Genomic DNA, 23,906 nt, shown 5'->3' on the forward strand with positions numbered 1-23,906 from the left:
GCTGCGCTGAGCGCGGCGTTTGCTTCCTCTCACGAGATGACGGTTCCTGCCATGACTGCGCGCATTCCCACCCTCGACATCACCCGTTTCGACACCGACCGCGAGGCCTTCGTCGCCGAGCTGGGCGCGGCCTACCGCGAGTGGGGCTTCGCCGGCATCCGCAACCACGGCATCGCCCAGGCGCAGATCGACGCGGCCTACGACGTGTTCAAGGCGTTCTTCGCCCTGCCCGAGGAGACCAAGCGCAAGTACCACCTGCCCGGCAGCGGCGGCGCGCGCGGCTACACCGCCTTCGGCGTGGAGACCGCCAAGGACTCCAAGCATTTCGATCTGAAGGAGTTCTGGCACATCGGTCGCGAGATTTCCGACGACTCCCCATACCGCGCGGTGATGCCGCCGAACCTGTGGCCGAGCGAAGTGCCCGGCTTCCGCGCCCACGGCTACGGCCTATACCAGGCGCTGGACCAGCTCGGCGCGCGCGTGCTGTCGGCGCTGGCCCTGCACATCGGCCTGCCCGAGCACTACTTCGTCGACAAGACCGATTCGGGCAACTCGATCCTGCGCCCGATCCACTACCCGCCGATCACCGCCGACGACATCCCCAACGTGCGCGCCGGCGCCCACGAGGACATCAACCTGATCACCCTGCTGGTCGGCGCCAGCGCCGCCGGCCTGGAAGTGAAGTCCAAGCAGGGCGAGTGGGTGCCGTTCACCTCCGACGCCGACACCATCGTGGTCAACATCGGCGACATGCTGCAGCGCCTGACCAACCACGTGTACCCCTCGACTACCCACCGCGTGGTCAACCCCCCGGGCGAGCAGGCGCGCCAGCCGCGCTACTCGGTGCCGTTCTTCCTGCACCCGAACCCGGACTTCGTGATCGACGTGCTGCCGTCCTGCGTGAGCGCCGACAACCCCAGCCGCTATCCCGAGCCGATCACCGCGCAGGGGTATCTGGAGGAGCGGTTGCGGGAGATCAAGTTGAAGTGAGGCGGGGATTCGGGAGTGGGGATTGGGGATTGGCAAAAGCGGCATGCCCGTGATCTGTCACCCCGCGCAGAATCCCGCTTTTACGAATCCCCAATCCCTAATCCCCAATCCCGGTATCTCTAATCCGTCCCGAGCCCCGGCCCATCATCCGCAGCAGCAAGGCATTGGGCAGCAGCGCCGTGAGGCCGAGCAGGGCGCGGTAGACCGCGCCGGGGACCACCCGTACCTTGCCGCGTTCGGCGCCGTCGATGCCGGCGCGGGCCACGGCCGCGGTCTGCAGCCAGATCCAGCGCGGCAGGGCGTCCATCTGTTCGCGTGTGCCGGTGACGTCGTGGAACTCGGACCAGGTGAAGCCTGGGCATAGCGCGCAGACGCCGACGCCGCGGTCGGCGTTCTCCAGCGCCAACGATTCGCTGAAGCGCAGCATGAAACTCTTCGCCGCCGCGTACAGGGTGTGGCCGTCGGCGCCGGGCACCAGGGCGGCGAACGAGGCGACGTTGAGAATGCGGCCGTGGCCGCTGGCGCGCAGCGCCGGCAGCAGCCGCCAGGTCAGTTCGCAGACCGCGCCGACCATCACCTGCAGGAACGCCGCGTGCACTGCCCAGTCCTGGGCGATGTAGCGGCCGGGCACGCCGTAGCCGGCGTTGTTGACCAGGATCCGCACCGCCAGCCCGCGCCGTTCGATCTCGGCTACCAGCGCGGCCGGCGCGGCCGGATCGGCCAGGTCGGCGACCAGCACCTCCACCGGCACCTGCGGCCGCAGTTCGGCGGCCAGCGCCTGCAGCTGTGCCTCGCGGCGCGCGCTCAGGATCAGCGGCACGCCGCGGCGGGCGTACTCGCGGGCGATCTCGCGGCCGATGCCGCTGGAGGCGCCGGTGATCAGGGCGTAGCCGGGAAGCTGGGTCATGGCGGTCTCTGCGCGTGGAGCGGGGCGGGGGAATGTGGAACGGCAGGGACGATGCCGGCCCTTGGCGGCGCATCGGCTATCCTCTCGGCACTTTTTCGCCGGAGATGCGCCGATGCGACGCAAGATCGTAGCCGGAAACTGGAAATTGCATGGAACCCGCCACTTCGCCGCCGACCTGGTGCGGGAGATCGTCACCGGGCTGCACGAAGCCGATCACGACGTGGAGGTGGTGATCCTGCCGCCGCTACCGTACCTGGGCGACCTGATCGAGCATTTCGAGGACCGGCTGCTGCGCTTCGGCGCGCAGGACGTCAGCAGCAACGAGAAGGGCGCCTACACCGGCGAGGTGTCCGCGGCGATGCTGGTCGACGTGGGCGCCGACTATGGCCTGGTCGGGCATTCGGAGCGGCGCCAGTACCACCAGGAGAGCAGCGAGCTGGTCGCGCGCAAGTTCGCCGCCGCCCTGCACGCCGGGCTGGTCCCGATCCTGTGCGTGGGCGAGACCCTGGAGCAGCGCGAGGCCGGGCGGACCGAGGCGGTGATCGCCGCGCAGCTGGCGCCGGTGCTGGACCTAGTCGGCGCCGACGGCTTCGCCCGCGCGGTGGTGGCCTACGAGCCGGTCTGGGCGATCGGCACCGGCCGCACCGCCAGCCCGGCGCAGGCGCAGGCGGTGCACGCGTTCATCCGTGGCGAAGTGGCGGCGCGCGATGCTAGAATCGCGGATTCGTTGCCGATCCTGTATGGCGGCAGCGTCAAGCCCGACAACGCCGCCGAGCTGTTCGCGCAGCCGGATGTCGATGGCGGGCTGGTGGGCGGCGCCTCGCTGGTCGCCGCGGAATTCCTGGCCATCGTGCGAGCGGCGGCCACCTGTTGAGCGAACGGCTGCCGGTGGCGGCCGCTCGTCCCCCAAGTCGTACTGTCCGGACGGATTTCGAAATGCTGATGGTCATCCTCAATGTGGTCTACGTGCTGGTGGCGATCGCGATGATCGCGCTGATCCTGATGCAGCGCGGCGCCGGTGCGGCGGCGGGTTCCGGGTTCGGCGCGGGCGCGTCCGGCACCGTGTTCGGATCGCGTGGCGCGTCCAACTTCCTGTCCAAGTCGACCAAGTGGCTGGCGGTGGTGTTCTTCGCCATCAGCCTGTTCATGGCCTGGTACGCCGGCCACAGCGCGCGTCCGGCCGATGCCAATCTGGGTGTGATGTCGCAGTCCGCCACCCCGGCTCCGGCCGCGCCGGCCGGCGAGCTGCAGGTGCCGCAGGCGCCGTCGGCGACCCCGGCTGCGCCCGCCGCCGCCCCGGCCGCCCAGCAGGCGCCGGAAAAAGCGCAAGAAAAGTCGCCTGCCCCGTCGCAGAAAGACTGAAGGCGGTTACAATATGCTGCGCGGCGGGATTGCCGCGCGGTTTTACGCAAGCCCAGGTGGCGGAATTGGTAGACGCACTACCTTGAGGTGGTAGCGACTTAGGTCGTAGGGGTTCGAGTCCCCTCTTGGGCACCATTGTTTGGCTACGGTTTCTGCGCGAAGGCATCACGCCCTCGCCCGGAGAATCGTCTATCCCATGCCTGCGCGGCACGCGCGCGGGCACAGGCAAGAGAGAATCGCGAGTGCTGGCCGAATATTTGCCGACCCTGCTGTTTCTGATCGTGGCCACCGGTATCGGCGTCGCGCTGATGCTGGTGGGGCGGTTCCTCGGTCCCCGGCGTCCCGACCTGAAGAAGCTCTCGCCGTACGAGTGCGGCTTCGAGGCCTTCGAGGACGCGCGCATGAAGTTCGACGTGCGCTACTACCTGATCGCCATCCAGTTCATCGTCTTCGATCTGGAAATCATCTTCATCGTGCCGTGGACGCAGGTGTTCATGGACCTGGGCGCTCGCTCCCTGGTCACCATGGGCCTGTTCGTCGGCATGTTGTTCCTCGGTTTTGTCTACGTGTGGAAGAAGGGAGCGCTGGAATGGGAGTGATTCAGACCCTGGATCGCCTGATGACCAACCCGATCCCGGAAGGGCGGGTGGACGACATCCTGCGTCCCGAAGGCGAGAACCCGCTGCTGGAGAAGGGTTACGTCACCACCAGCGTCGATGCGCTGCTGAACTGGGCGCGCACCGGCTCGATGTGGCCGATGACCTTCGGCCTGGCCTGCTGCGCGGTCGAGATGATGCACGCCGGCGCCGCGCGCCTGGACCTGGACCGCTACGGCGTGGTGTTCCGCCCGTCGCCGCGCCAGTCCGACGTGATGATCGTCGCCGGCACCCTGGTCAACAAGATGGCCCCGGCGCTGCGCAAGGTCTACGACCAGATGCCGGACCCGAAGTGGGTCATCTCGATGGGCAGCTGCGCCAACGGCGGCGGCTACTACCATTACTCGTATTCGGTGGTGCGCGGTTGCGACCGCATCGTGCCGGTGGACGTGTACGTCCCCGGTTGCCCGCCGACCGCCGAGGCCCTGGTCTACGGCATCCTGCAGTTGCAGAAGAAGATCTGGCGAACCCAGACCATCGCGCGCTGATTCCTCTTTCCTCAGAGAGCACGCCAAGCCCCCATGGCAGAGCAAGCATCTTCCTTTAGCGACCGACTCGGCGCCCGTTTCCCCGGCAGCCAGGTCTTCGTGGCCCTTCCGCGCGGCGAAGTCACCCTGGAAGTGCCGGCCGACGCCTGGCACGCCACCTGCCTGGCGTTGCGCGACGAGTTCGGTTTCGAACAGCTGTCCGACCTGTGCGGCGTGGACTACCTGGGCTACGGCAGCGACGAGTGGGATACCTCGGACGTGTCCTCGCACGGCTTCAGCCGTGGCGTCGAAGGCAAGGCCGTGGGCCGTTTCGCCTGGGGCGAGTTCCCCAGCGCCGAGACCAGCGCCGGCGTGCAGCCGATGCCGGTCCCGCAGCAGCGTTTCGCGGTGCTGGCGCAGCTGATCTCCTACCGCCACAACCAGCGCCTGCGCGTGCGTTGCTACGCGCCGAACGAAGACCTGCCGGTGGTGGCCTCGGTCACCGACATCTGGCCGGGTGCGAACTGGTTCGAGCGCGAGGCGTTCGACCTCTTCGGCGTGGTGTTCTCCGGTCACCCGGACCTGCGCCGCATCCTCACCGACTACGGCTTCGTCGGCCATCCGTTCCGCAAGGATTTCCCGCTGATCGGCAACGTCGAAGTGCGCTACGACGAAGAGAAGCAGCGCGTGATCTACGAGCCGGTGACCTCGGTGGAACCGCGCGTGGGCGTGCCGCGCGTGATCCGCGACGATGCGCGCTACCAGACCGCGGCGGGCGAAGCACAGAAGGAGTCCGCCAAGTGAGCGAGTACCACCAGGCGCACGACGGGTTCGCCAGCAATCCTGCCGAAGCCAAGCAGGAAATCCGCAACTACACGATGAACTTCGGCCCGCAGCATCCGGCCGCGCACGGCGTGCTGCGCCTGATCCTGGAGATGGACGGCGAGACCGTGGTCCGCGCCGATCCGCACATCGGCCTGCTGCACCGTGGCACCGAGAAGCTGGCCGAGTCCAAGCCGTTCAACCAGTCGATCGGCTACATGGATCGCCTGGACTACGTGTCGATGATGTGCAACGAGCACGCCTACGTGCGCGCGATCGAAACCCTGATGGGGATCGAGGCGCCGGAGCGTGCGCAGTACATCCGCACCATGTTCGACGAGATCACCCGCATCCTGAACCACCTGATGTGGGTCGGCTCCAACGCGCTCGACCTGGGCGCGATGGCGGTGATGCTGTACGCGTTCCGCGAGCGCGAAGAGCTGATGGACGTGTACGAGGCGGTGTCGGGCGCGCGCATGCACGCGACCTACTATCGCCCGGGCGGCGTCTACCGCGACCTGCCGGACCGCATGCCCAAGTACCAGGAATCGCGCTGGCACAAGGGCAACGCGCTGAAGCGGCTCAACGCCGCGCGCGAAGGTTCGATGCTGGACTTCCTGGAGGCGTTCACCGACACCTTCCCGGCGCGCGTGGACGAGTACGAGACCCTGCTCACCGACAACCGCATCTGGAAGCAGCGCACCGTCGGCATCGGCGTGGTCACCCCGGAGCAGGCCTATGCCTGGGGCATGACCGGCGCCATGCTGCGCGGCTCGGGCATCGCCTGGGACCTGCGCAAGAAGCAGCCGTACGCCAAGTACGACAGCGTCGATTTCGACATCCCGCTCGGCACCAACGGCGACTGCTACGACCGTTACCTGGTGCGCGTGGCCGAGATGCGCCAGTCCAACCGCATCATCAAGCAGTGCGTGCAGTGGCTGAAGGCCAATCCGGGCCCGGTCATGGTCGAGAACTTCAAGGTGGCGCCGCCCAAGCGCGCCGAAATGAAGGACGACATGGAAGCGCTGATCCACCACTTCAAGCTGTTCAGCGAAGGCTACTGCGTGCCGGCCGGCGAGACCTACTGCGCGGTGGAAGCGCCGAAGGGCGAGTTCGGTTGCTACCTGATGTCCGACGGCGCCAACAAGCCGTTCCGCGTGCACCTGCGCGCGCCGGGCTTCGCCCATCTGTCGTCGATGGATGCGATCGTGCGCGGCCACATGCTGGCCGACGTGGTGGCGATGATTGGTACCTATGATCTGGTGTTTGGTGAGGTCGACCGATGAAGGCGACAGGTAATTTCGAAGCGGCGCGCGACGTCGATCCGATGGTGGTGCTGAGCGACAAGACGCGCGCGCACATCGATCACTGGCTGAGCAAGTTCCCCCCGGACCGCAAGCGTTCGGCGGTGCTGCAGGGCCTGCACGCGGCGCAGGAACAGAACCAGGGCTGGCTGACCGACGAGCTGATCGCCGGCGTGGCCAAGTACCTGGAACTGCCGCCGGTGTGGGCCTACGAGGTCGCCAGCTTCTACTCGATGTTCGAGACCGAGAAGGTCGGCCGCAACAACGTCGCGTTCTGCACCAACATCAGCTGCTGGCTCAACGGCGCCGAGGATCTGGTCGCGCATGCCGAGAAGAAGCTCGGCTGCAAGCTGGGCCAGTCCACCGCAGACGGCCGCGTCTACCTCAAGCGCGAGGAAGAGTGCCTGGCCGGTTGCGCCGGCGCACCGATGATGGTCATCAACGGCCACTACCATGAGCATCTGACCAAGGACAAGGTCGACGAATTGCTGGACGGGTTGGAGTAACGGCAATGGCACAGCATCCCCACGCCCCCACCGGTCCGGTCGGCCCCGCGCCGCAGCCGCACCAGGTGGTGTACACCACGCTGCACTACGACACCCCGTGGTCCTACGAGAGCTACCTGAAGACCGGTGGCTACGCCGCGCTGCGCAAGATCCTCGAAGAGAAGATCCCGCCGGAGCAGGTGATCGAGATGGTCAAGCAGTCGAACCTGCGCGGCCGTGGCGGCGCCGGCTTCCCGACCGGCCTGAAGTGGTCGTTCATGCCCAAGGGCGCGCCGCAGAAGTACATCCTGTGCAACTCGGACGAGTCCGAGCCGGGGACCTGCAAGGACCGCGACATCCTGCGCTACAACCCGCATTCGGTGGTGGAGGGCATGGCCATCGCCTGCTACGCCACCGGCTCCACGGTGGGCTACAACTACCTGCGCGGCGAGTTCCACCACGAGCCGTTCGAGCATTTCGAGCAGGCCCTGGCCGATGCCTACGCCAATGGCTGGCTGGGCAAGGACATCCTCGGCAGCGGCATCGACATCGACATCTACGGCGCGCTGGGCGCCGGTGCCTACATCTGCGGCGAAGAGACCGCGCTGATGGAGTCGCTGGAAGGCAAGAAGGGCCAGCCGCGCTACAAGCCGCCGTTCCCGGCCAACTTCGGCCTGTACGGCAAGCCGTCGACGATCAACAACACCGAGACCTACGCCTCGGTGCCGGCGATCATCCGCAACGGCCCGGAATGGTTCCTGGGCCTGAGCAAGACCAAGAACGGCGGCCCGAAGATCTTCTCGGTCTCCGGCTGCGTGCAGAAGGGCGGCAACTTCGAAGTGCCGCTGGGCACCACCTTCGACGAACTGCTGGAAATGGCCGGCGGGCTGAAGCCGGGCCGCACCCTCAAGGGCGCGATCCCGGGCGGCGTGTCGATGCCGGTGCTGAAGGCCGAGCAGCTCAAGGGCCTGCAGATGGACTACGACACCCTGCGCGCGCTGGGCACCGGCCTGGGCTCGGGCGCGATCGTGGTGCTGGACGACAGCGTCTGCTGCGTGAAGTTCGCCTGCCGCATTTCGCAGTTTTTCCACAAGGAGTCCTGCGGCCAGTGCACCCCGTGCCGCGAAGGCACCGGCTGGATGCACCGCGTGCTGGAGCGCATCGTCGCCGGCAAGGCCACGATGGAAGACCTGCACCAGCTGCGCACCGTCGCCGGGCAGATCGAAGGCCACACCATCTGCGCCTTCGGCGAAGCGGCGGCCTGGCCGATCCAGGGCTTCCTGCGCCAGTTCTGGGACGAATTCGAGTACTACATCGTCAACGGTCATTCGATGGTTGACGGCAAGAAGCTGGAGGCAGCCGCCGCATGAGCGCGCAACCCAACAATCCCGGCGCGACCCCCGCGGTCGTGCCGGAAGGCCATGTGACCGTCGAGATCGACGGCCAGTCGCTGGTCGTGCCGAAGGGCTCGATGATCATCCAGGCGGCCGACAAGGCCGGCATTCCGATCCCGCGCTTCTGCTACCACGAGAAGCTGCCGATCGCGGCCAACTGCCGCATGTGCCTGGTCGACGTCGAGAAGTCGCCCAAGCCGTCGCCGGCCTGCGCCACGCCGGTCATGGACGGCATGAAGGTGCAGACCCGCAGCGACAAGGCGCTGAAGTACCAGCGCAGCGTCATGGAATTCCTGCTGATCAACCATCCGCTGGACTGTCCGATCTGCGATCAGGGCGGCGAGTGCGAACTGCAGGACGTGTCCCTGGGCTACGGCCGCTCGGTCAGCCGCTTCAACGAGCGCAAGCGCGTGGTGCCGGACGAGGACATCGGGCCGCTGGTGGCCACCGAGATGACCCGCTGCATCCAGTGCACCCGCTGCGTACGCTTCACCGCGGACATCGCCGGCACCTACGAGCTGGGCGGCATGTATCGCGGCGAGAACCTGCAGATCGGCACCTACGACGGCAAGCCGCTGACCACCGAGCTGTCCGGCAACGTGGTCGACGTTTGCCCGGTCGGCGCGCTGACCAACAAGGTGTTCCAGTTCCGCGCGCGGCCCTGGGAACTGGTGGCGCGTGAGTCGCTGGGCTACCACGACGCGATGGGTTCCAACCTGTTCCTGCACGTGCGCCGCGGCGAAGTGCTGCGCACCGTGCCGCGCGACAACGAAGCGGTCAACGAGTGCTGGCTGTCCGACCGCGACCGCTACTCGCACCAGGGCCTGTACGCCGAGGACCGCGCACTGCGGCCGATGCGCAAGGTCGACGGGCAGTGGCGCGAAGTCTCGTGGGCGGAAGGACTTTCCGCCGCGAGCGAGATCCTCAAGGCCAACCGCGGCGACGCGCTGGGCGTGCTCGCGCATCCGTCCACCTCCAACGAGGAGGGTGCGCTGCTGGCGCGCCTGGCCGAGGGCCTGGACAGCGGCAACCTCGACCACCGCGTGTACAACCGCGACTTCTCCGATGACGCGCTGGCCGAACCGTTCGCGCTGCCGCTGGCCGAGATCGAGCAGGCCGACGTGGTGGTGATCCTGGGCAGCAACCTGCGCCATGAACTGCCGCTGCTGCATGCACGCCTGCGCAAGGCGAGGATGCAGCGCCAGACCAAGGTGTATTCGATCAACCCGGTCGATTTCGACGTGGCCTTCGACCAGGCCGGCCGCCAGATCGTGGCGCCGTCGAAGTTCGCCGAAGCGCTGGCCGACGCCGCGCTGCGCGACGCGGTGCAGGGCGCCGGCCGTGCGGTCCTGATCGTCGGCGCGCTGGCCGAGAACCATCCGCAGGCCGCGTCGCTGCGTGCCGCCGCGCGCGACTTCGCCGCCGCTACCGGCGCGGCGCTGTGCCGCATCCCGCAGGGCGCCAACGCGCTGGGCCTGGCGCGCTACGGCGTGCTGCCGCGCGGCCGCAACGTTGCCTCGATGCTGGCCGAGCCGCGCAGCGCCTACGTGCTGTACGGCCTGGAGCCGGGGCTGGACTTCGCCGACGCCGCCGCCGCGCGCAGCGCGCTGGCCGGTGCCAAGGTGGTGGCGTTCAGCCACTTCGCCTGCGCCTCCACCCGCGATGTGGCCGACGTGATCCTGCCGATCGGCGCGCTGCCGGAAATCGAAGCGACGCTGACCAACCTCAACGGCAGCGAGCAGCGCACCCGCGCCGGCGGCAAGCTGCCGGGCGAGGCCCGCGAGGGCTGGCGCGTGCTGCGTGCGCTCGGCGGCGAACTGGGCCTGTCCGGCTTCGAGTTCATCGACCTGGCCGGGCTGCGCGATGGCCTGCAGCCGCGCGAGGTCGCCGCGGCGAGCTCGGCGCAGCCGGCACGCCAGGACGAGGGCCTGGAACTGGCCGCCAGTCCGGCGATCTACCGCACCGATGCGGTGGTGCGCCGCGCGCAGGCGCTGCAGCAGCATCCGCTGAACCGCGCGCCGGGCGTAGCGGTGCATCCGGACGAGGCGGCGCGGCTGGGCCTGCGCGACGGGCAGATGGTCAAGGTCGGTACCGCGGCGGGTAGCGCCACGTTGCCGCTGGCGACGGACAAGCGGGTCGCGCCGGGCGCGGCCTGGATCGAAACGGGCCACGGCGCGACCGCGCCGTTGGGCGCCGGTCGGGTGACGGTGGTGGCCGCATGAACGAGATGCTGTTGAACGTGGTCGACCCGCTGCACCAGTGGTTCCTCGGCCTGGGCGCCCTCGGCGTGGTCCTGTGGATCGTGCTGAAGATCCTGGTGATCGCCATGCCGGTGATCATCGCGGTGGCGTTCTACGTGGTCTGGGAGCGCAAGCTGATCGGCTGGATGCACGTGCGCCACGGGCCGATGTACGTGGGCATGGGCATCTTCCAGGCCTTCGCCGACGTCTTCAAGCTGCTGTTCAAGGAAATCATCCAGCCCAGCAGCTCGCACAAGGCGATGTTCGTGATCGCGCCGCTGATTACCCTGGCGCCGGCCTTCGCCGCCTGGGCGGTGGTGCCGTTCGATGCCAAGCTGGTGCTGTCCAATGCCAACGCCGGCCTGCTGTATCTGCTGGCGATGACCTCGCTGGGCGTGTACGGCATCATCCTGGCCGGCTGGGCGTCCAACTCCAAGTACGCGTTCCTTGGCGCGATGCGCTCGGCTGCGCAGGTGGTCAGCTACGAGATCGCGATGGGCTTCGCCCTGGTCGGCGTGATGATCGCCGCCGGCAGCCTGAACCTGAGCACGATCGTGCAGGCGCAGGCGGGTTCGCACGGCCTGCTCAACTGGTTCCTGATCCCGCTGTTCCCGCTGTTCATCGTGTACTGGGTGTCCGGCGTGGCCGAGACCAACCGCGCGCCGTTCGACGTGGTCGAAGGCGAGTCGGAAATCGTCGCCGGTCACATGGTCGAGTACTCGGGCGGTGCGTTCGCGCTGTTCTTCCTGGCCGAATACGCCAACATGATCCTGGTCAGCTTCCTGGTCTCGATCTTCTTCCTGGGCGGCTGGCTGAGTCCGATCCAGGGGCTGGTCAACGCCGACATCTCGCCGTGGATCGACTGGGTGTGGAAGGGCGGTTGGCCGTGGCTGCTGATGAAGGTGCTGTTCTTCGCCAGCGCGTACATCTGGTTCCGCGCCAGCTTCCCGCGCTACCGCTACGACCAGATCATGCGGCTGGGCTGGAAGGTGTTCATTCCGTTGACGATCGTGTGGATCGCGGTGACGGCATTGATGGTGTTCTACGGTGTGATCCACAGGGGTGTGTAAGCGATGAATAAAGTCACCCATTACTTCAAGAGCCTGCTGCTGCTCGAGTTGCTCGGCGGCCTGTGGCTGACCTTGAAGTATACGTTCCGTCCCAAGTACACCGTGCTGTACCCGATGGAGAAGTTCCCGCAGTCGCCGCGCTTCCGCGGCCTGCACGCGCTGCGCCGCTATCCCAACGGCGAAGAGCGCTGCATCGCCTGCAAGCTGTGCGAGGCGGTGTGCCCGGCGCTGGCGATCACCATCGACTCGACCAAGCGCGAGGACGGCACCCGCCGCACCACGCGCTACGACATCGACCTGTTCAAGTGCATCTACTGCGGTTTCTGCGAGGAAAGCTGCCCGGTGGATTCGATCGTGGAGACCCAGGTGCTGGAGTACCACTTCGAGAAGCGCGGCGAGAACATCGTCACCAAGCCGCAGTTGCTGGCGATCGGAGACCGGCTCGAGGCCGAGATCGCCGAGCGCCGCGCTGCCGACGCTCCCTTCCGCTGAGGTTCCGAAATGGATTGGGTCAATATCGCTTTCTGGATCTTCGCCACCATTGCCGCGGTCGCCGCCGGCGCGGTGATCAGCGTGCGCAACCCCGTGTATGCGGTGCTGTGCCTGATCCTGACGTTCTTCTCCATCGCCTGCGTATGGTTGCTGGTGGGCGCCGAGTTCCTCGGCGTGACCCTGGTGCTGGTCTACGTCGGCGCGGTCATGGTGCTGTTCCTGTTCGTGGTGATGATGCTGGACATCGACACCGCCCGCCTGCGCGAAGGCTGGGTGCGCTACCTGCCGGTCGGCCTGGTGGTCGCGGTGGCGATGCTGGTGCAGATGGTCACCCTGATCGGGGTCAAGGCGCGTAGCGCCGCGCCGTTCCCGGCCGACAACGCCGCGGCCCAGGCGGCCGACACCTCCAACATCACCTGGCTGGCCAAGACCCTGTTCACTCAGTTCCTGCTGCCGTTCGAGTTCGCCGCGATCATCCTGACCGTGGCGGTCGTGGCCGCGGTGATGCTGACCCTGCGCAAGCGCACCGGCATCAAGACCCAGAACCCGGGCGACCAGTCGCGGGTCAAGGCCAGCGATCGCCTGCGCATCGTCAAGATGGACGCAGAGAAGCCCACGCTCCACACCCCGCCGGCATCGCAGGAGGGCCAGCCATGATCTCCCTAGGCCATCTGCTGGCGCTCGGCGCGGTGCTGTTCTGCATCGCCCTTGCCGGCATCTTCCTCAACCGCAAGAACGTCATCGTGCTGCTGATGTCGATCGAGCTGATGCTGCTGTCGGTCAACATCAACTTCGTCGCCTTCTCGCGCGAGCTCGGTGACGCCGCCGGCCAGTTGTTCGTGTTCTTCATCCTGACCGTGGCCGCGGCCGAAGCCGCCATCGGCCTCGCGATCCTGGTGACGCTGTTCCGTACCCGCCACACGATCAACGTGGCCGAAGTCGATTCGCTGAAGGGCTGACCTGCAGATGGAAATTACGCTCTCCAAGAGTCTGCTGATCGCGGTGGTGCTGGCCCCGCTGGTCGGCAGCATCATCGCCGGCCTGTTCGGCCGTCAGGTCGGCCGCAAGGGCGCGCAGTTCGCCACCATCCTCGGCGTCGCGGTCAGCTGCGCGCTGTCGTGCTGGACCCTGTACCAGCTGGTCGGGCAGGGCGCCTCGCCGTTCAACCAGAACCTCTACACCTTCTTCGAGGTCGGCAACTACTCGGCCCACGTCGGCTTCATGGTCGACCGCCTGACCGCGATGATGATGGTGGTGGTGACCTTCGTGTCGCTGCTGGTGCACATCTACACCATCGGCTACATGGCCGACGACCCGGGCTACCAGCGCTTCTTCAGCTACATCTCGCTGTTCACCTTCTCGATGCTGAGCCTGGTGATGAGCAACAACTTCCTGCAGCTGTTCTTCGGCTGGGAAGCGGTGGGCCTGGTGTCGTACCTGCTGATCGGCTTCTGGTTCAAGCGCCCGACCGCGGTGTTCGCCAACATGAAGGCGTTCCTGGTCAATCGCGTCGGCGACTTCGGCTTCCTGCTCGGCATCGCATTGGTGCTGTACGTGTTCGGCACCCTCGACTACTCGATGGTGTTCGCCAATGCCACCGGCATGGTCGGCGGCACCATCACCGTGTGGACCGGTTCCATCCCCGTCCCGTTCAGTGCGGAGGTCGTCCACCTGACCGATCCGTGGGTCTGGTCGGTGCCGACGATGATCTGCATCTGCCTGTTCATCGGCGCCATGGGCAAGTCGGCGCAGGTGCCGCTGCACGTCTGGCTGCCTGACTCGATGGAAGGCCCGACCCCGATCTCGGCACTGATCCACGCCGCGACCATGGTCACCGCGGGCATCTTCATGGTGGCGCGCATGTCGCCGCTGTTCGAGCTGTCGCAGACCGCGCTGAACTTCGTGCTGTTCATCGGCGCCACCACCGCCTTCTTCACCGGCCTGATCGGCATCGTGCAGAACGACATCAAGCGCGTGGTCGCGTACTCGACGCTGTCGCAGCTGGGCTACATGACCGTGGCGCTGGGCGTGTCGGCGTACTCGGCGGCGGTGTTCCACCTGATGACCCATGCCTTCTTCAAGGCGCTGCTGTTCCTGGCCGCCGGCTCGGTGATCATCGGCATGCACCACGAGCAGGACATGCGCAAGATGGGCGGCCTGCGCAAGTACATGCCGATCACCTACTGGACCAGCGTGATCGGCACCCTGGCGTTGGTCGGCACCCCGTTCTTCGCCGGCTTCTATTCCAAGGACACGATCATCGAAGCGGCCCAGCTCCACGCCGAGGGTGCCCCGTTCTGGAGCATCGCCAACTACGGCTACATGGCCGTGCTGGGCGGCGTGCTGATCACCAGCTTCTACAGCTTCCGCCTGCTGTTCCTGACCTTCCACGGCAAGGAGCGCTTCCGCGACGCGCATGCGCACGACGTGCATGCCCACCACGACAGCGCCCACACCGACGCCGAGGCGCAGTCCCACGCGCACGATGCGCACGACGCGCATGCGCATGACGACCACCATGGTCATCATGGCGCGCACGAACCGCACGAGTCGCCGTGGGTGGTGACGGTGCCGCTGATCCTGCTGGCGATTCCGTCGATCGCGATCGGCTTCTTCACCATCGGCCCGATGCTGTTCGGCACCGACTGGGCCGGGCACCACGCCGCCGTGGCGATCAAGGGCCAGGCGGTCAGCTTCTTCACCGGCATCGTCGATTTCTACGATCCGGCGCGCGACACCGTCGGCGCGTTGGCCGAGGAGTTCCACGGCCCGGTCAAGTTCGCGCTGCACGGCCTCTACCAGGTGCCGTTCTTCCTGACCCTGGCCGGCTTCGCCCTGGCCTGGATCCTTTACCTGTGGAAGCCGGAACTGGCGGCGAAGGCGCGCAAGACCTTCTCGGTGCCGGTGTGGATCCTCGAGAACAAGTACGGTTTCGACAAGCTCTGGATCGGCGGTTTCGCCGGCGGCGGCGTGCGCCTGGGCAAGGTGTCGCGCGCGGTGGATACGCATGTCGTGGACGGCGTCATGGTCAACGGCACCGCACGCGTGATCGACCTGGCGGCCAACCTGCTGCGTCGCACGCAATCCGGTTTCCTCTATCACTACGCCTTCGCGATGATCGTCGGTCTCATTGCCCTGCTGGGCGTGCTGATGCATTTCTGGCGTTGACCTGTACGGAATAAGAACACGTGTCGAACTGGCCTCTACTCTCCATCCTGATCTGGCTGCCGATCATCGGCGGCGCCCTGGTGCTCGCCGTGCGTGACGCGCGTGCGGCGCGCTGGGCGTCGTTGCTGGTGGCGTTGCTGACCTTCGCGCTCAGCGTGCCGCTGCTCACCGGTTTCGACTACACCAGCGGCGCGCTGCAGTTCGTCGAGACCCACGCCTGGATCCCGGCGTACGACATCGGCTACAACCTCGGCGCCGACGGCATCGCGGTGGCGCTGATCGTGCTGACCACGCTGATCACGGTGCTGGCGCTGATCGGCGCCTGGGCCTCGATCGACAAGCGCGTCAACCAGTACGTGGCGGCGTTCCTGATCCTGGAAGGCGTCACCGTCGGCATCTTCGCCGCCACCGACGCGATGCTGTTCTACGTGTTCTTCGAGGCGATGCTGATCCCGATGTTCCTGATCATCGGCATCTGGGGCGGCCCGCGCCGCATCTACGCCGCGGTCAAGTTCTTCCTGTACACCTTCCTCGGCTCGGTGCTGATGCTGGTCGGGTTGATCTACCTGTACCTGAAGGGCGGCAGCTTCCAGCTCGCCGACCTGTACCAGCTCTCGCTCACGTCCAAGGAGCAGACCTGGCTGTTCTTCGCCTTCCTGATCGCCTTCGCGGTCAAGGTGCCGATGTTCCCGGTGCACACCTGGTTGCCGGACGCGCACGTGGAAGCGCCGACCGCCGGTTCGGTGATCCTGGCGGCGATCGCGCTGAAGATCGGCGGTTACGGTTTCCTGCGCTTCAACCTGCCGATCCTGCCCGACGCCAGCAACCAGTTGGCGTGGCTGGTGATCGCGCTGTCGCTGATCGCGGTGATCTACGTCGGCCTGGTCGCCCTGGTCCAGGACGACATGAAGAAGCTGATCGCGTACTCGTCGATCGCGCACATGGGCTTCGTCACCCTCGGCGCCTTCGTCGCCTTCGCCCTGGTCGGATCCGGCAGCGGCGACGCCGCGCAGTTGGCGCTGCAGGGCTCGATGGTGCAGATGATTTCGCACGGCTTCGTCTCCGGCGCGATGTTCTCCTGCGTGGGCGTGCTGTACGACCGCATGCACACCCGCCGCATCGCCGACTACGGCGGCGTGGCCAACGTGATGCCGTGGTTCGCTGCGTTCGCGATGCTGTTCTTCATGGCCAATGCCGGCTTGCCGGGCACCAGCGGGTTCGTGGGCGAGTTCATGGTGATCCTGGCCAGCTTCCAGTCGCATCCGCTGCAGGCATTCGGTGCGGCGACCACGCTGGTGATCGGCGCGGCCTACACGTTGTGGCTCTACAAGCGCGTGTTCTTCGGCGAAGTCGCCAATGCGCACGTGGCCGAGCTGAAGGACATCAACGGCCGCGAGGCGCTGGTGCTGGGCGTGTTCGCGCTCGGCGTGCTGGCCCTGGGCCTGTATCCGAAGCCGTTGACCGACCTGATGGAGCCCTCGATCGCGAAGCTGGCGGCGCAGATCGCCACCAGCAAGCTGTAAGCGGCCGTCGAGCGTATTGATTCCAGAGATTTGATGATGACCACCCCTGCGCTGCTGCCTCTGACCACCGTCGACCTGCCGCCCCTGCTGCCCGAGCTGGTGCTGACCGCCGGTGCCTTCTTCCTGCTGATGCTCGATCTGTTCATCAGCGAGCGCAACAAGGCCTGGACCCACATCGTGTCGGTGGCGATCCTGGTCGCGGTGTTCGCGATGCTGCTGGCCGGCGTGGGCGGGCAGGGCGAGGTGTTCCAGGGCATGTTCGTGCGCGACGCCGCCGCCGACGTGATGAAGACGGTGATCGTCGGCCTCAGCGCGCTGACCCTGATCTACGGCTGGAGCTACCTGCGCGAGCGCAAGCTGTACCAGGGCGAGATCCCGGTGCTGGTGCTGTTCGCCACGGTCGGCATGATGATCCTGGTCTCGGCCGGCAGCCTGTTGATGGTCTACCTGGGCCTGGAACTGCTGGCGCTGTGCTCCTACGCGCTGGTCGCCTCCAACCGCGACAACGGCATGGCCACCGAAGCGGCGATGAAGTACATCGTGCTCGGTTCGCTGGCCTCCGGCCTGCTGCTGTACGGCATGTCGCTGATCTACGGCGCCACCGGCACGCTGAGCCTGAGCGGCATCCACGAGGCGATCGGCAACGGCCGCGAGCACATGCTGCTGCTGACCGGCACCGTGTTCATGATCGCCGGCGTCGCCTTCAAGCTCGGCGCCGCGCCGTTCCACATGTGGCTGCCGGACGTCTACCAGGGTGCCCCGGCGCCGATCGCGCTGTTCATCAGCTCGGCCTCCAAGCTGGCCGCGTTCGGCATGGCCTACCGCCTGCTGGAAGTCGGCGTGGGTCCGCTGGCGGCGCAGTGGCACTGGGTGATCGGCGGCCTGGCGGCGCTGTCGCTGGTGGTCGGCAACCTGATGGCGGTGGCGCAGAGCAACCTCAAGCGCATGCTGGCGTACTCGACGGTCTCGCACATCGGCTTCCTGCTGCTCGGCGTGGCCGGCGGCGGCGAGCGCGGCTATGCGGCGGCGCTGTTCTATGCGATCTGCTACGCGGTGATGTCCACCGCCTCGTTCGGCGCGATCATCGCGCTGTCGCGCAAGGGCTTCGAGGCCGAGAACATCGACGACTTCAAGGGCCTGAACGCGCGCAACCCGTGGATGGCGCTGCTGGTGCTGTGCATCATGGCCTCGCTGGCCGGCGTGCCGCCGTTCCTGGGCTTCTGGGCCAAGCTGGCGGTGCTGGGCGCGGTGGTCGCGGTGCCCGACCAGAACCTGTGGTGGACCGGCCTGGCCGTGCTGTCGGTGCTGTGCGCGGTGATCGGCGCGTTCTATTACCTGCGCGTGATCAAGGTGATGTATTTCGACGAGCCGGTCGGCACGCCGCTGCCGGCCAACGACGACCGCGTGCTGGGCGTGGCGCTGGGCGTCAACGCGCTGGGCCTGCTGGCCTTCGGCCTGGCCTGGAGTCCGCTGATGGCGTGGTGCCAGCGCGCCTTCGCGCACCTGGCCTGATCGCGAATTCCGCGGGTTTCCCGCTGTTTCTCGCCAACGCCGCCGCAAGGCGGCGTTGGTGTTTTTGCATTTGGCGATGCGATTGCTGTTTCGTTTTCCATCGCGTGCGGTTATCATGGCGTCCTTCGATCGGAAGCGTCGCTACCGTATCGAGATGAAAATCAGGGCTTGCAATCGACGCACTGATTCTTCATAATTCCGCTTCTGCTGCGGGGTGGAGCAGTCTGGCAGCTCGTCGGGCTCATAACCCGAAGGTCGCAGGTTCAAATCCTGCCCCCGCTACCATCTTTGTCTGCAGCGGCAACCAGTGCATTGGTTGTCTGCGGCAGGAAAGTTTGGGCTTCGCGATGACGCATGTTCCCGTCGTCGCAACCGGAATCCAGCGTGACCGGAGTTTTACCGGACAAGGGGCCCAGAGGGCCCTTTGTCGTTTCCGGGGTCCGGGAAATGCACGCAATCGACTTTTCAACCTTTCAGATGCAAGGCAGGCTGTGAGCGACAAGGCAAACGAAATCGCGACGTTGCTGGGCCCGACCGTGGACGCGTTGGGCCTGGAACTGCTGGGCGCGGAATACCTGCCGGCCCCCGGCGGCGCCACGCTGCGCCTGTACATCGACGTGCCGCTGGCCGAGCAGCCCGAGCGCATCGTCAACATCGACGATTGCGAGCGGGTCAGCCGCGAGGTCTCGGCGCAACTGGACGTGGAAGACCCGATCAGCGGCAACTACACGCTGGAAGTGTCCTCGCCGGGCGTGGACCGGCCGCTGTTCAGCGCCGAACAGTTTTCCCGCCACCTGGGCGAATCGGCCAAGGTGGTGCTGAAGCTGCCGCAGCAGGGCCGTCGGCGCCTGCAGGGGCGCATCGTGCAGGCCGACGCCGCTGCCGGCCGCATCACCTTCGAGGTCGACGGCGCCGAACTGGCGGTGGACTTCGACAACATCGACAAGGCGCGGATCATGCCCGACTGGGCGGCGCTGGGTCTGGCGCCGACCAAGCCGGGCAAGGGCCCGAAGCCGGCCGGCAAGAACGCAAAATCCAATAAGAAACCATCCAACGAACCGGCGGCCGACGAGGCTGCGCGCGGAGCGAAAGAATGAGCAAGGAACTGTTGCTGGTAGTCGACGCGGTGGCCAACGAGAAGGGCGTGCCGCGCGAAGTGATCTTCGACGCGATCGAGGCCGCCTTGGCGTCGGCGGCGAAGAAGCGCTACCCCGACCAGGACGTGCTGACGCGCGTCACCATCGACCACAAGGACGGCACCTACGAGACCTTCCGGCGCTGGGAAGTGGTGGCCGACGACGTGGTGATGGAGTCGCCCGACCGGCAGATCCGCCTGATGGACGCGGTCGACGAGGCCGAGGGCGTGGATGTCGGCGACTACATCGAAGAGCAGATCGAGAATCCGGACTTCGGCCGCATCGCCGCGCAGGCCGCCAAGCAGGTGATCGTGCAGCGCGTGCGCGAGGCCGAGCGCCAGCAGGTGGTGGACGCGTGGAAGGATCGCGTCGGCGAGCTGGTCACCGGCGTGGTCAAGCGTGCCGAGCGCGGCAACATCTACGTGGACCTGGGCGGCAACGCCGAGGCCTTCATCCCCAAGGACAAAGGCATTCCGCGCGACGTGCTGCGCGCCGGCGACCGCGTGCGCGGCTACCTGGCCGAAGTGCGTTCGGAGCCGCGCGGCCCGCAGCTGTTCATCAGCCGCGCCGCGCCGGAATTCATGATCGAGCTGTTCAAGCTGGAAGTGCCGGAAGTGGGCCAGGGCCTGGTCGAGATCAAGGCCTGCGCGCGCGATCCGGGCGACCGCGCCAAGATCGCGGTGCTGGCGCACGATACCCGTACCGATCCGATCGGCGCCTGCATCGGCATGCGCGGTTCGCGCGTGCAGGCGGTGTCCAACGAGCTCAACGGCGAGCGCGTGGACATCGTGCTGTGGAACGACAACCCGGCCAACTTCGTCATCAACGCGATGGCGCCGGCCGAGGTGCAGTCGATCATCGTCGATGAAGAGAAGCACTCGATGGACCTGGCGGTGGCGGAAGACCGCCTGGCCCAGGCGATCGGCAAGGGCGGCCAGAACGTGCGCCTGGCCAGCCGCCTGACCGGCTGGCAGCTCAACGTGATGACCGCCGAGCAGGTCGCGGCCAAGTCCGAGGCCGAGCAGGCCGTGGCCCGCCAGCTGTTCATGGACAAGCTGGAAGTGGACGAGGAGATCGCCGCGATCCTGGTCGCCGAGGGCTTCAACTCGGTCGAGGAAATCGCCTACGTGCCGGTCGGCGAGCTGCTGGCGGTGGAAGGCTTCGACGAGGACATCGTCGAGGAACTGCGCGCGCGTGCCCGCGACGCGCTGCTCAACGAGGCGCTGGCCGCCGAGGAGAGCGACGACGATGGCGTGCCGGCGGCGGACCTGCTGTCGCTGCCGGGCATGGACGAGGGCACCGCCTACGCGTTGGCCAGCCATGGCGTGCGTACCAGCGAGGACCTGTCGGATCTGGCTGCCGACGAAATCCTCGAGTTCGGCATCGAGGACCTGGACAAGGACCGCGCCGCGGCCCTGATCCTGGCCGCCCGCGCCGAGGAGATCGCCCGCCTGGAGCGCGGCGAATGAGTCAGCGATGAATGCCGCCCTGACCCGATCAGGGCTTAGAATCCGCGCTACCTTCGCACGCGGCGAGGGGGCGCCAACCAGATCATAGGATCCGAATGTCGCAGCAAACCACCATCCGCAAGCTGGCCGAACTGGTGAATACGCCGGTCGAGAAACTGCTGGTTCAACTGGCCGACGCCGGGATGAAGTTCAGCGGTCCCGACCAGGTCGTCACCAGCACCGAAAAGATGAAGCTGCTGGGCTTCCTGCGCCGTACCCACGGCAAGACCGACAAGCCGGTCGAGGAAGAGGCCCAGGCGGCGCCGAAGAAGATCACCCTGAACCGGCGCAAGCTGCAGGAAGTGACGGTCAGCGCCGGGCGCAGCAAGACCACGGTCAACGTCGAGGTCCGGCAGAAGCGCACCTACGTGAAGTCGGCCGAGGACCTGGCCGCCGAGCGTGCGGCGCCGTCCGCGGGCGGACGGGTGGACGACGAGCGCGCCGAGATCCTGCGCAAGCTGGAGGAATCCAAGCAGCGCAACCTGGCCGAGCAGCAGAAGCTCGCCGAGCAGGACCGCGCGCGCGCCGAGGAAATCGAGCGCAAGCGCAAGGCCGAGCAGGAAGCGCGCGAGCGCGCCGAGGCCGAGCAACGCGCGGCGCAGGCCGCGCTGGACGCCGAGTCGGCACCGCCGGCGGCGGCGCCGTCCGCGCCCGCCGCCGACCGCAACGCCGCCGCCGCAGCGCCGCGCGCGCCGCGTCCGCCGATGGCGCCGCGTCCGGCCGGTGCCGCGCATCCGGCCAAGCCGGCGGCGCCGCGCAGCGACGACCGCAACAATGCCGCCAACAAGCACAAGACCCGCGGCTCGCACGTGATGGTCGCCGGGGTCGAGGACGACGACAGCACCAGCCGCTTCGCCGGCCAGCTGCATCTGTCCGCGGCCGACCGCGCGCGCCGTTCCAACGTGCGTGGCAAGCCGCGCGGCGGCAGCCACAGCGGCGGCCGTCGCCAGGCCGAACCGTCGCGCAGCGGCGGCGGCGCGCACGGCTTCGAGCGTCCTACCGCACCGGTGGTGCGCGAAGTGGCGATCGGCGACACCATCACCGTGGCCGACCTGGCGCAGAAGCTCGCGCTGAAGGGCGGCGACGTGGTGAAGGCGCTGTTCAAGATGGGCGTGATGGCCACCATCACCCAGACCATCGACCACGACACCGCCGCGCTGGTCACCGAGGAACTCGGCCACAAGCCGACCCGCGCCGGCAGTGCCGACGCCGAGGACGCGCTGCTGGCGCACACCGAGGACGCGCAGGGCGAGAAGCTGCCGCGGCCGCCGGTGGTCACCATCATGGGCCACGTCGACCACGGCAAGACCTCGCTGCTGGACTACATCCGCCGCACCAAGGTCGCCTCCGGCGAAGCCGGCGGCATCACCCAGCACATCGGCGCCTACCACGTCGAGACCGACCGTGGCGTCATCAGCTTCCTGGACACCCCGGGCCATGCCGCGTTCACCTCGATGCGCGCGCGCGGCGCCAAGCTCACCGACATCGTGGTGCTGGTGGTCGCGGCCGACGACGGCGTGATGCCGCAGACCGTCGAGGCGGTCAAGCATGCGAAGGCCGCCGGCGTGCCGCTGATCGTGGCGGTCAACAAGATCGACAAGTCCGGCGCCGATCCGCTGCGGGTCAAGAACGAGCTGCTGGCGCAGGACGTGGTCGCCGAAGAATTCGGTGGCGACACCCAGTTCGTCGAACTCTCGGCCAAGACCGGCCAGGGCATCGACGTGCTGCTGGACGCGATCTCGCTGCAGGCCGAAGTGCTGGAACTGCGGGCGGTGGCCGAAGGCCGCGCCAGCGGCGTGGTGATCGAGTCCTCGCTGGACAAGGGCCGCGGCCCGGTGGCGACGGTGCTGGTGCAGCAGGGCGCGCTGAAGAAGGGCGACTACCTGGTGTGCGGTATCCAGTACGGCCGCGTGCGTGCGCTGTTCGACGAGACCGGCAAGCAGCCCGATTCGGCGGGTCCGTCGATCCCGGTGCAGGTGCTGGGCCTGTCCGGCGTGCCGGATGCCGGCGACGACTTCGTGGTCGTCGACGACGAGCGCCTGGCCAAGGACGTGGCGCAGCAGCGCGAGACCAAGCGCCGCGAGTCGCGCCTGGTGTCCTCGGCGGGCAGCCGCATGGAAGACATCATGTCGCAGCTCGGCAAGGGCGAAGGCCAGCTGTCGCTGAACCTGGTGATCAAGGCCGACGTGCAGGGTTCGGTGGAAGCGCTGAAGCAGTCGCTGACCGCGTTGTCCAACGAGCAGATCCGCATCAACGTGATCCACTCCGGCGTGGGCGGCATCACCGAGTCCGATGCGAATTCGGCGCTGGCGTCCAAGGCCACGGTGATCGGCTTCAACGTGCGTGCCGACGCCTCGGCGCGGCGCATCATCGAGACCAACGGCATCGACCTGCGTTACTTCTCGATCATCTACGACGTGATCGACCAGGTGAAGCAGGTGGCGTCCGGCCTGCTGGGCGTGGAGATCCGCGAAGAGATCATCGGTATCGCCCAGGTGCGCGACGTGTTCCGCAGCTCCAAGTTCGGCGCCGTCGCCGGCTGCATGGTCGTGGAGGGCGTGGTCAAGCGCAACAAGCCGATCCGCGTGCTGCGCGACAACACCGTGGTGTTCGAGGGCGAGCTGGAATCGCTGCGTCGCTTCAAGGAGAACGTCGACGAAGTGCGCAACGGCACCGAGTGCGGTATCGGCGTGAAGGCCTACAACGACGTCAAGGCCGGCGACCAGATCGAGTGCTTCGAGCGCATCGAAGTGCAGCGCACGCTGTAAGAGCTGGGATTCGGGAATCGGGATTGGGGAATGGGAGGAGCGGGGCGCTGCAGGTGCGTCGCTCGTCCCAGACCCTTCCCGATTTCTTTATTCCGAACAGAG

21 protein-coding genes and 2 tRNA genes are annotated in these 23,906 nt (G+C 67.2%); 22 read left to right on the forward strand and 1 reads right to left on the reverse strand.

Annotated features, from left to right (window positions below; translation table 11 throughout):
• Window positions 1-51 precede the first annotated feature (51 nt).
• Window positions 52-990 carry an isopenicillin N synthase family dioxygenase gene (locus tag AC1PLR_RS06820; RefSeq protein WP_152239671.1) on the forward strand — a complete coding sequence of 313 codons (939 nt, stop codon included), beginning with the start codon at window positions 52-54 and terminating at the stop codon, window positions 988-990.
• Window positions 991-1,087: 97 nt separating this feature from the next.
• Here AC1PLR_RS06820 and AC1PLR_RS06825 read toward each other — a convergent pair whose 3' ends face one another.
• Window positions 1,088-1,897 (reverse strand): SDR family NAD(P)-dependent oxidoreductase, encoded by an 810-nt coding sequence (locus AC1PLR_RS06825; protein ID WP_420007449.1) that lies wholly within the window; start codon window positions 1,895-1,897, stop codon window positions 1,088-1,090.
• Between the two features lie 112 nt (window positions 1,898-2,009).
• On the opposite strand from AC1PLR_RS06825, the gene tpiA reads away from it, so the two are divergent.
• The 21 genes from tpiA (at window position 2,010) to infB (ending at window position 23,804) form a co-directional block, all read left to right on the forward strand.
• Window positions 2,010-2,771: a triose-phosphate isomerase gene (tpiA, locus tag AC1PLR_RS06830; protein WP_481098610.1), complete on the forward strand. Its 762-nt coding sequence runs from the start codon at window positions 2,010-2,012 to the stop codon at window positions 2,769-2,771.
• Window positions 2,772-2,833: 62 nt separating this feature from the next.
• Window positions 2,834-3,259: a preprotein translocase subunit SecG gene (secG, locus tag AC1PLR_RS06835; protein WP_010343004.1), complete on the forward strand. Its 426-nt coding sequence runs from the start codon at window positions 2,834-2,836 to the stop codon at window positions 3,257-3,259.
• A gap of 50 nt (window positions 3,260-3,309) precedes the next feature.
• A tRNA-Leu gene (locus AC1PLR_RS06840) sits at window positions 3,310-3,394 on the forward strand.
• Window positions 3,395-3,501: 107 nt separating this feature from the next.
• Complete coding sequence (locus AC1PLR_RS06845) at window positions 3,502-3,858, forward strand: NADH-quinone oxidoreductase subunit A (RefSeq protein WP_010343005.1); 357 nt, start codon at window positions 3,502-3,504, stop codon at window positions 3,856-3,858.
• Window positions 3,849-4,403, forward strand: coding sequence for a NuoB/complex I 20 kDa subunit family protein (locus tag AC1PLR_RS06850; RefSeq protein ID WP_010343006.1), 555 nt, complete (start codon window positions 3,849-3,851; stop codon window positions 4,401-4,403). The genes AC1PLR_RS06845 and AC1PLR_RS06850 overlap by 10 nt, the downstream gene beginning before the upstream one ends.
• Before the next feature lie 33 nt (window positions 4,404-4,436).
• Window positions 4,437-5,186 carry an NADH-quinone oxidoreductase subunit C gene (locus AC1PLR_RS06855; RefSeq protein WP_010343007.1) on the forward strand — a complete coding sequence of 250 codons (750 nt, stop codon included), beginning with the start codon at window positions 4,437-4,439 and terminating at the stop codon, window positions 5,184-5,186.
• Complete coding sequence (locus tag AC1PLR_RS06860; RefSeq protein ID WP_481103074.1) at window positions 5,183-6,490, forward strand: NADH-quinone oxidoreductase subunit D; 1,308 nt, start codon at window positions 5,183-5,185, stop codon at window positions 6,488-6,490. Before AC1PLR_RS06855 ends, AC1PLR_RS06860 begins: the two co-directional genes overlap by 4 nt.
• A complete protein-coding gene (gene nuoE / locus AC1PLR_RS06865; protein ID WP_010343009.1) occupies window positions 6,487-7,014 on the forward strand; it encodes an NADH-quinone oxidoreductase subunit NuoE in 528 nt (175 codons plus the stop codon). The genes AC1PLR_RS06860 and nuoE overlap by 4 nt, the downstream gene beginning before the upstream one ends.
• Before the next feature lie 5 nt (window positions 7,015-7,019).
• Entirely contained in the window at window positions 7,020-8,363 is a 1,344-nt protein-coding gene (gene nuoF / locus AC1PLR_RS06870; RefSeq protein WP_209031858.1) for an NADH-quinone oxidoreductase subunit NuoF, read from the forward strand.
• Complete coding sequence (gene nuoG, locus AC1PLR_RS06875) at window positions 8,360-10,609, forward strand: NADH-quinone oxidoreductase subunit NuoG (RefSeq protein WP_481103075.1); 2,250 nt, start codon at window positions 8,360-8,362, stop codon at window positions 10,607-10,609. Before nuoF ends, nuoG begins: the two co-directional genes overlap by 4 nt.
• On the forward strand, window positions 10,606-11,697 hold the full coding sequence (gene nuoH, locus AC1PLR_RS06880; protein WP_010343012.1) for an NADH-quinone oxidoreductase subunit NuoH: 1,092 nt from the start codon (window positions 10,606-10,608) through the stop codon (window positions 11,695-11,697). The genes nuoG and nuoH overlap by 4 nt, the downstream gene beginning before the upstream one ends.
• A 3-nt stretch (window positions 11,698-11,700) precedes the next feature.
• On the forward strand, window positions 11,701-12,189 hold the full coding sequence (nuoI, locus tag AC1PLR_RS06885; RefSeq protein ID WP_010343013.1) for an NADH-quinone oxidoreductase subunit NuoI: 489 nt from the start codon (window positions 11,701-11,703) through the stop codon (window positions 12,187-12,189).
• Between the two features lie 9 nt (window positions 12,190-12,198).
• Window positions 12,199-12,846 (forward strand): NADH-quinone oxidoreductase subunit J, encoded by a 648-nt coding sequence (locus tag AC1PLR_RS06890; protein ID WP_019796545.1) that lies wholly within the window; start codon window positions 12,199-12,201, stop codon window positions 12,844-12,846.
• Entirely contained in the window at window positions 12,843-13,148 is a 306-nt protein-coding gene (nuoK, locus tag AC1PLR_RS06895; protein ID WP_017908131.1) for an NADH-quinone oxidoreductase subunit NuoK, read from the forward strand. The genes AC1PLR_RS06890 and nuoK overlap by 4 nt, the downstream gene beginning before the upstream one ends.
• Window positions 13,149-13,155: 7 nt before the next feature.
• Window positions 13,156-15,357, forward strand: a complete 2,202-nt coding sequence (nuoL, locus tag AC1PLR_RS06900) for an NADH-quinone oxidoreductase subunit L (protein WP_420007445.1) — start codon at window positions 13,156-13,158, stop codon at window positions 15,355-15,357.
• Window positions 15,358-15,377: 20 nt separating this feature from the next.
• The gene (locus AC1PLR_RS06905) at window positions 15,378-16,880 is read left to right on the forward strand and encodes an NADH-quinone oxidoreductase subunit M (protein ID WP_010343018.1); all 1,503 of its coding nucleotides are present in this window, start codon (window positions 15,378-15,380) and stop codon (window positions 16,878-16,880) included.
• Window positions 16,881-16,916: 36 nt separating this feature from the next.
• On the forward strand, window positions 16,917-18,392 hold the full coding sequence (nuoN, locus tag AC1PLR_RS06910; RefSeq protein ID WP_019799026.1) for an NADH-quinone oxidoreductase subunit NuoN: 1,476 nt from the start codon (window positions 16,917-16,919) through the stop codon (window positions 18,390-18,392).
• Between the two features lie 208 nt (window positions 18,393-18,600).
• Window positions 18,601-18,677 (forward strand) — tRNA-Met (locus AC1PLR_RS06915).
• Between the two features lie 206 nt (window positions 18,678-18,883).
• Window positions 18,884-19,489, forward strand: coding sequence for a ribosome maturation factor RimP (gene rimP, locus AC1PLR_RS06920; protein ID WP_048489479.1), 606 nt, complete (start codon window positions 18,884-18,886; stop codon window positions 19,487-19,489).
• A complete protein-coding gene (gene nusA, locus AC1PLR_RS06925) occupies window positions 19,486-20,997 on the forward strand; it encodes a transcription termination factor NusA (protein WP_010343021.1) in 1,512 nt (503 codons plus the stop codon). Before rimP ends, nusA begins: the two co-directional genes overlap by 4 nt.
• A gap of 95 nt (window positions 20,998-21,092) precedes the next feature.
• Window positions 21,093-23,804: a translation initiation factor IF-2 gene (infB, locus tag AC1PLR_RS06930; RefSeq protein ID WP_267093801.1), complete on the forward strand. Its 2,712-nt coding sequence runs from the start codon at window positions 21,093-21,095 to the stop codon at window positions 23,802-23,804.
• Window positions 23,805-23,906: the final 102 nt, after the last annotated feature.

This window comes from Xanthomonas sp. NCPPB 3570 (genome assembly GCF_056725115.1).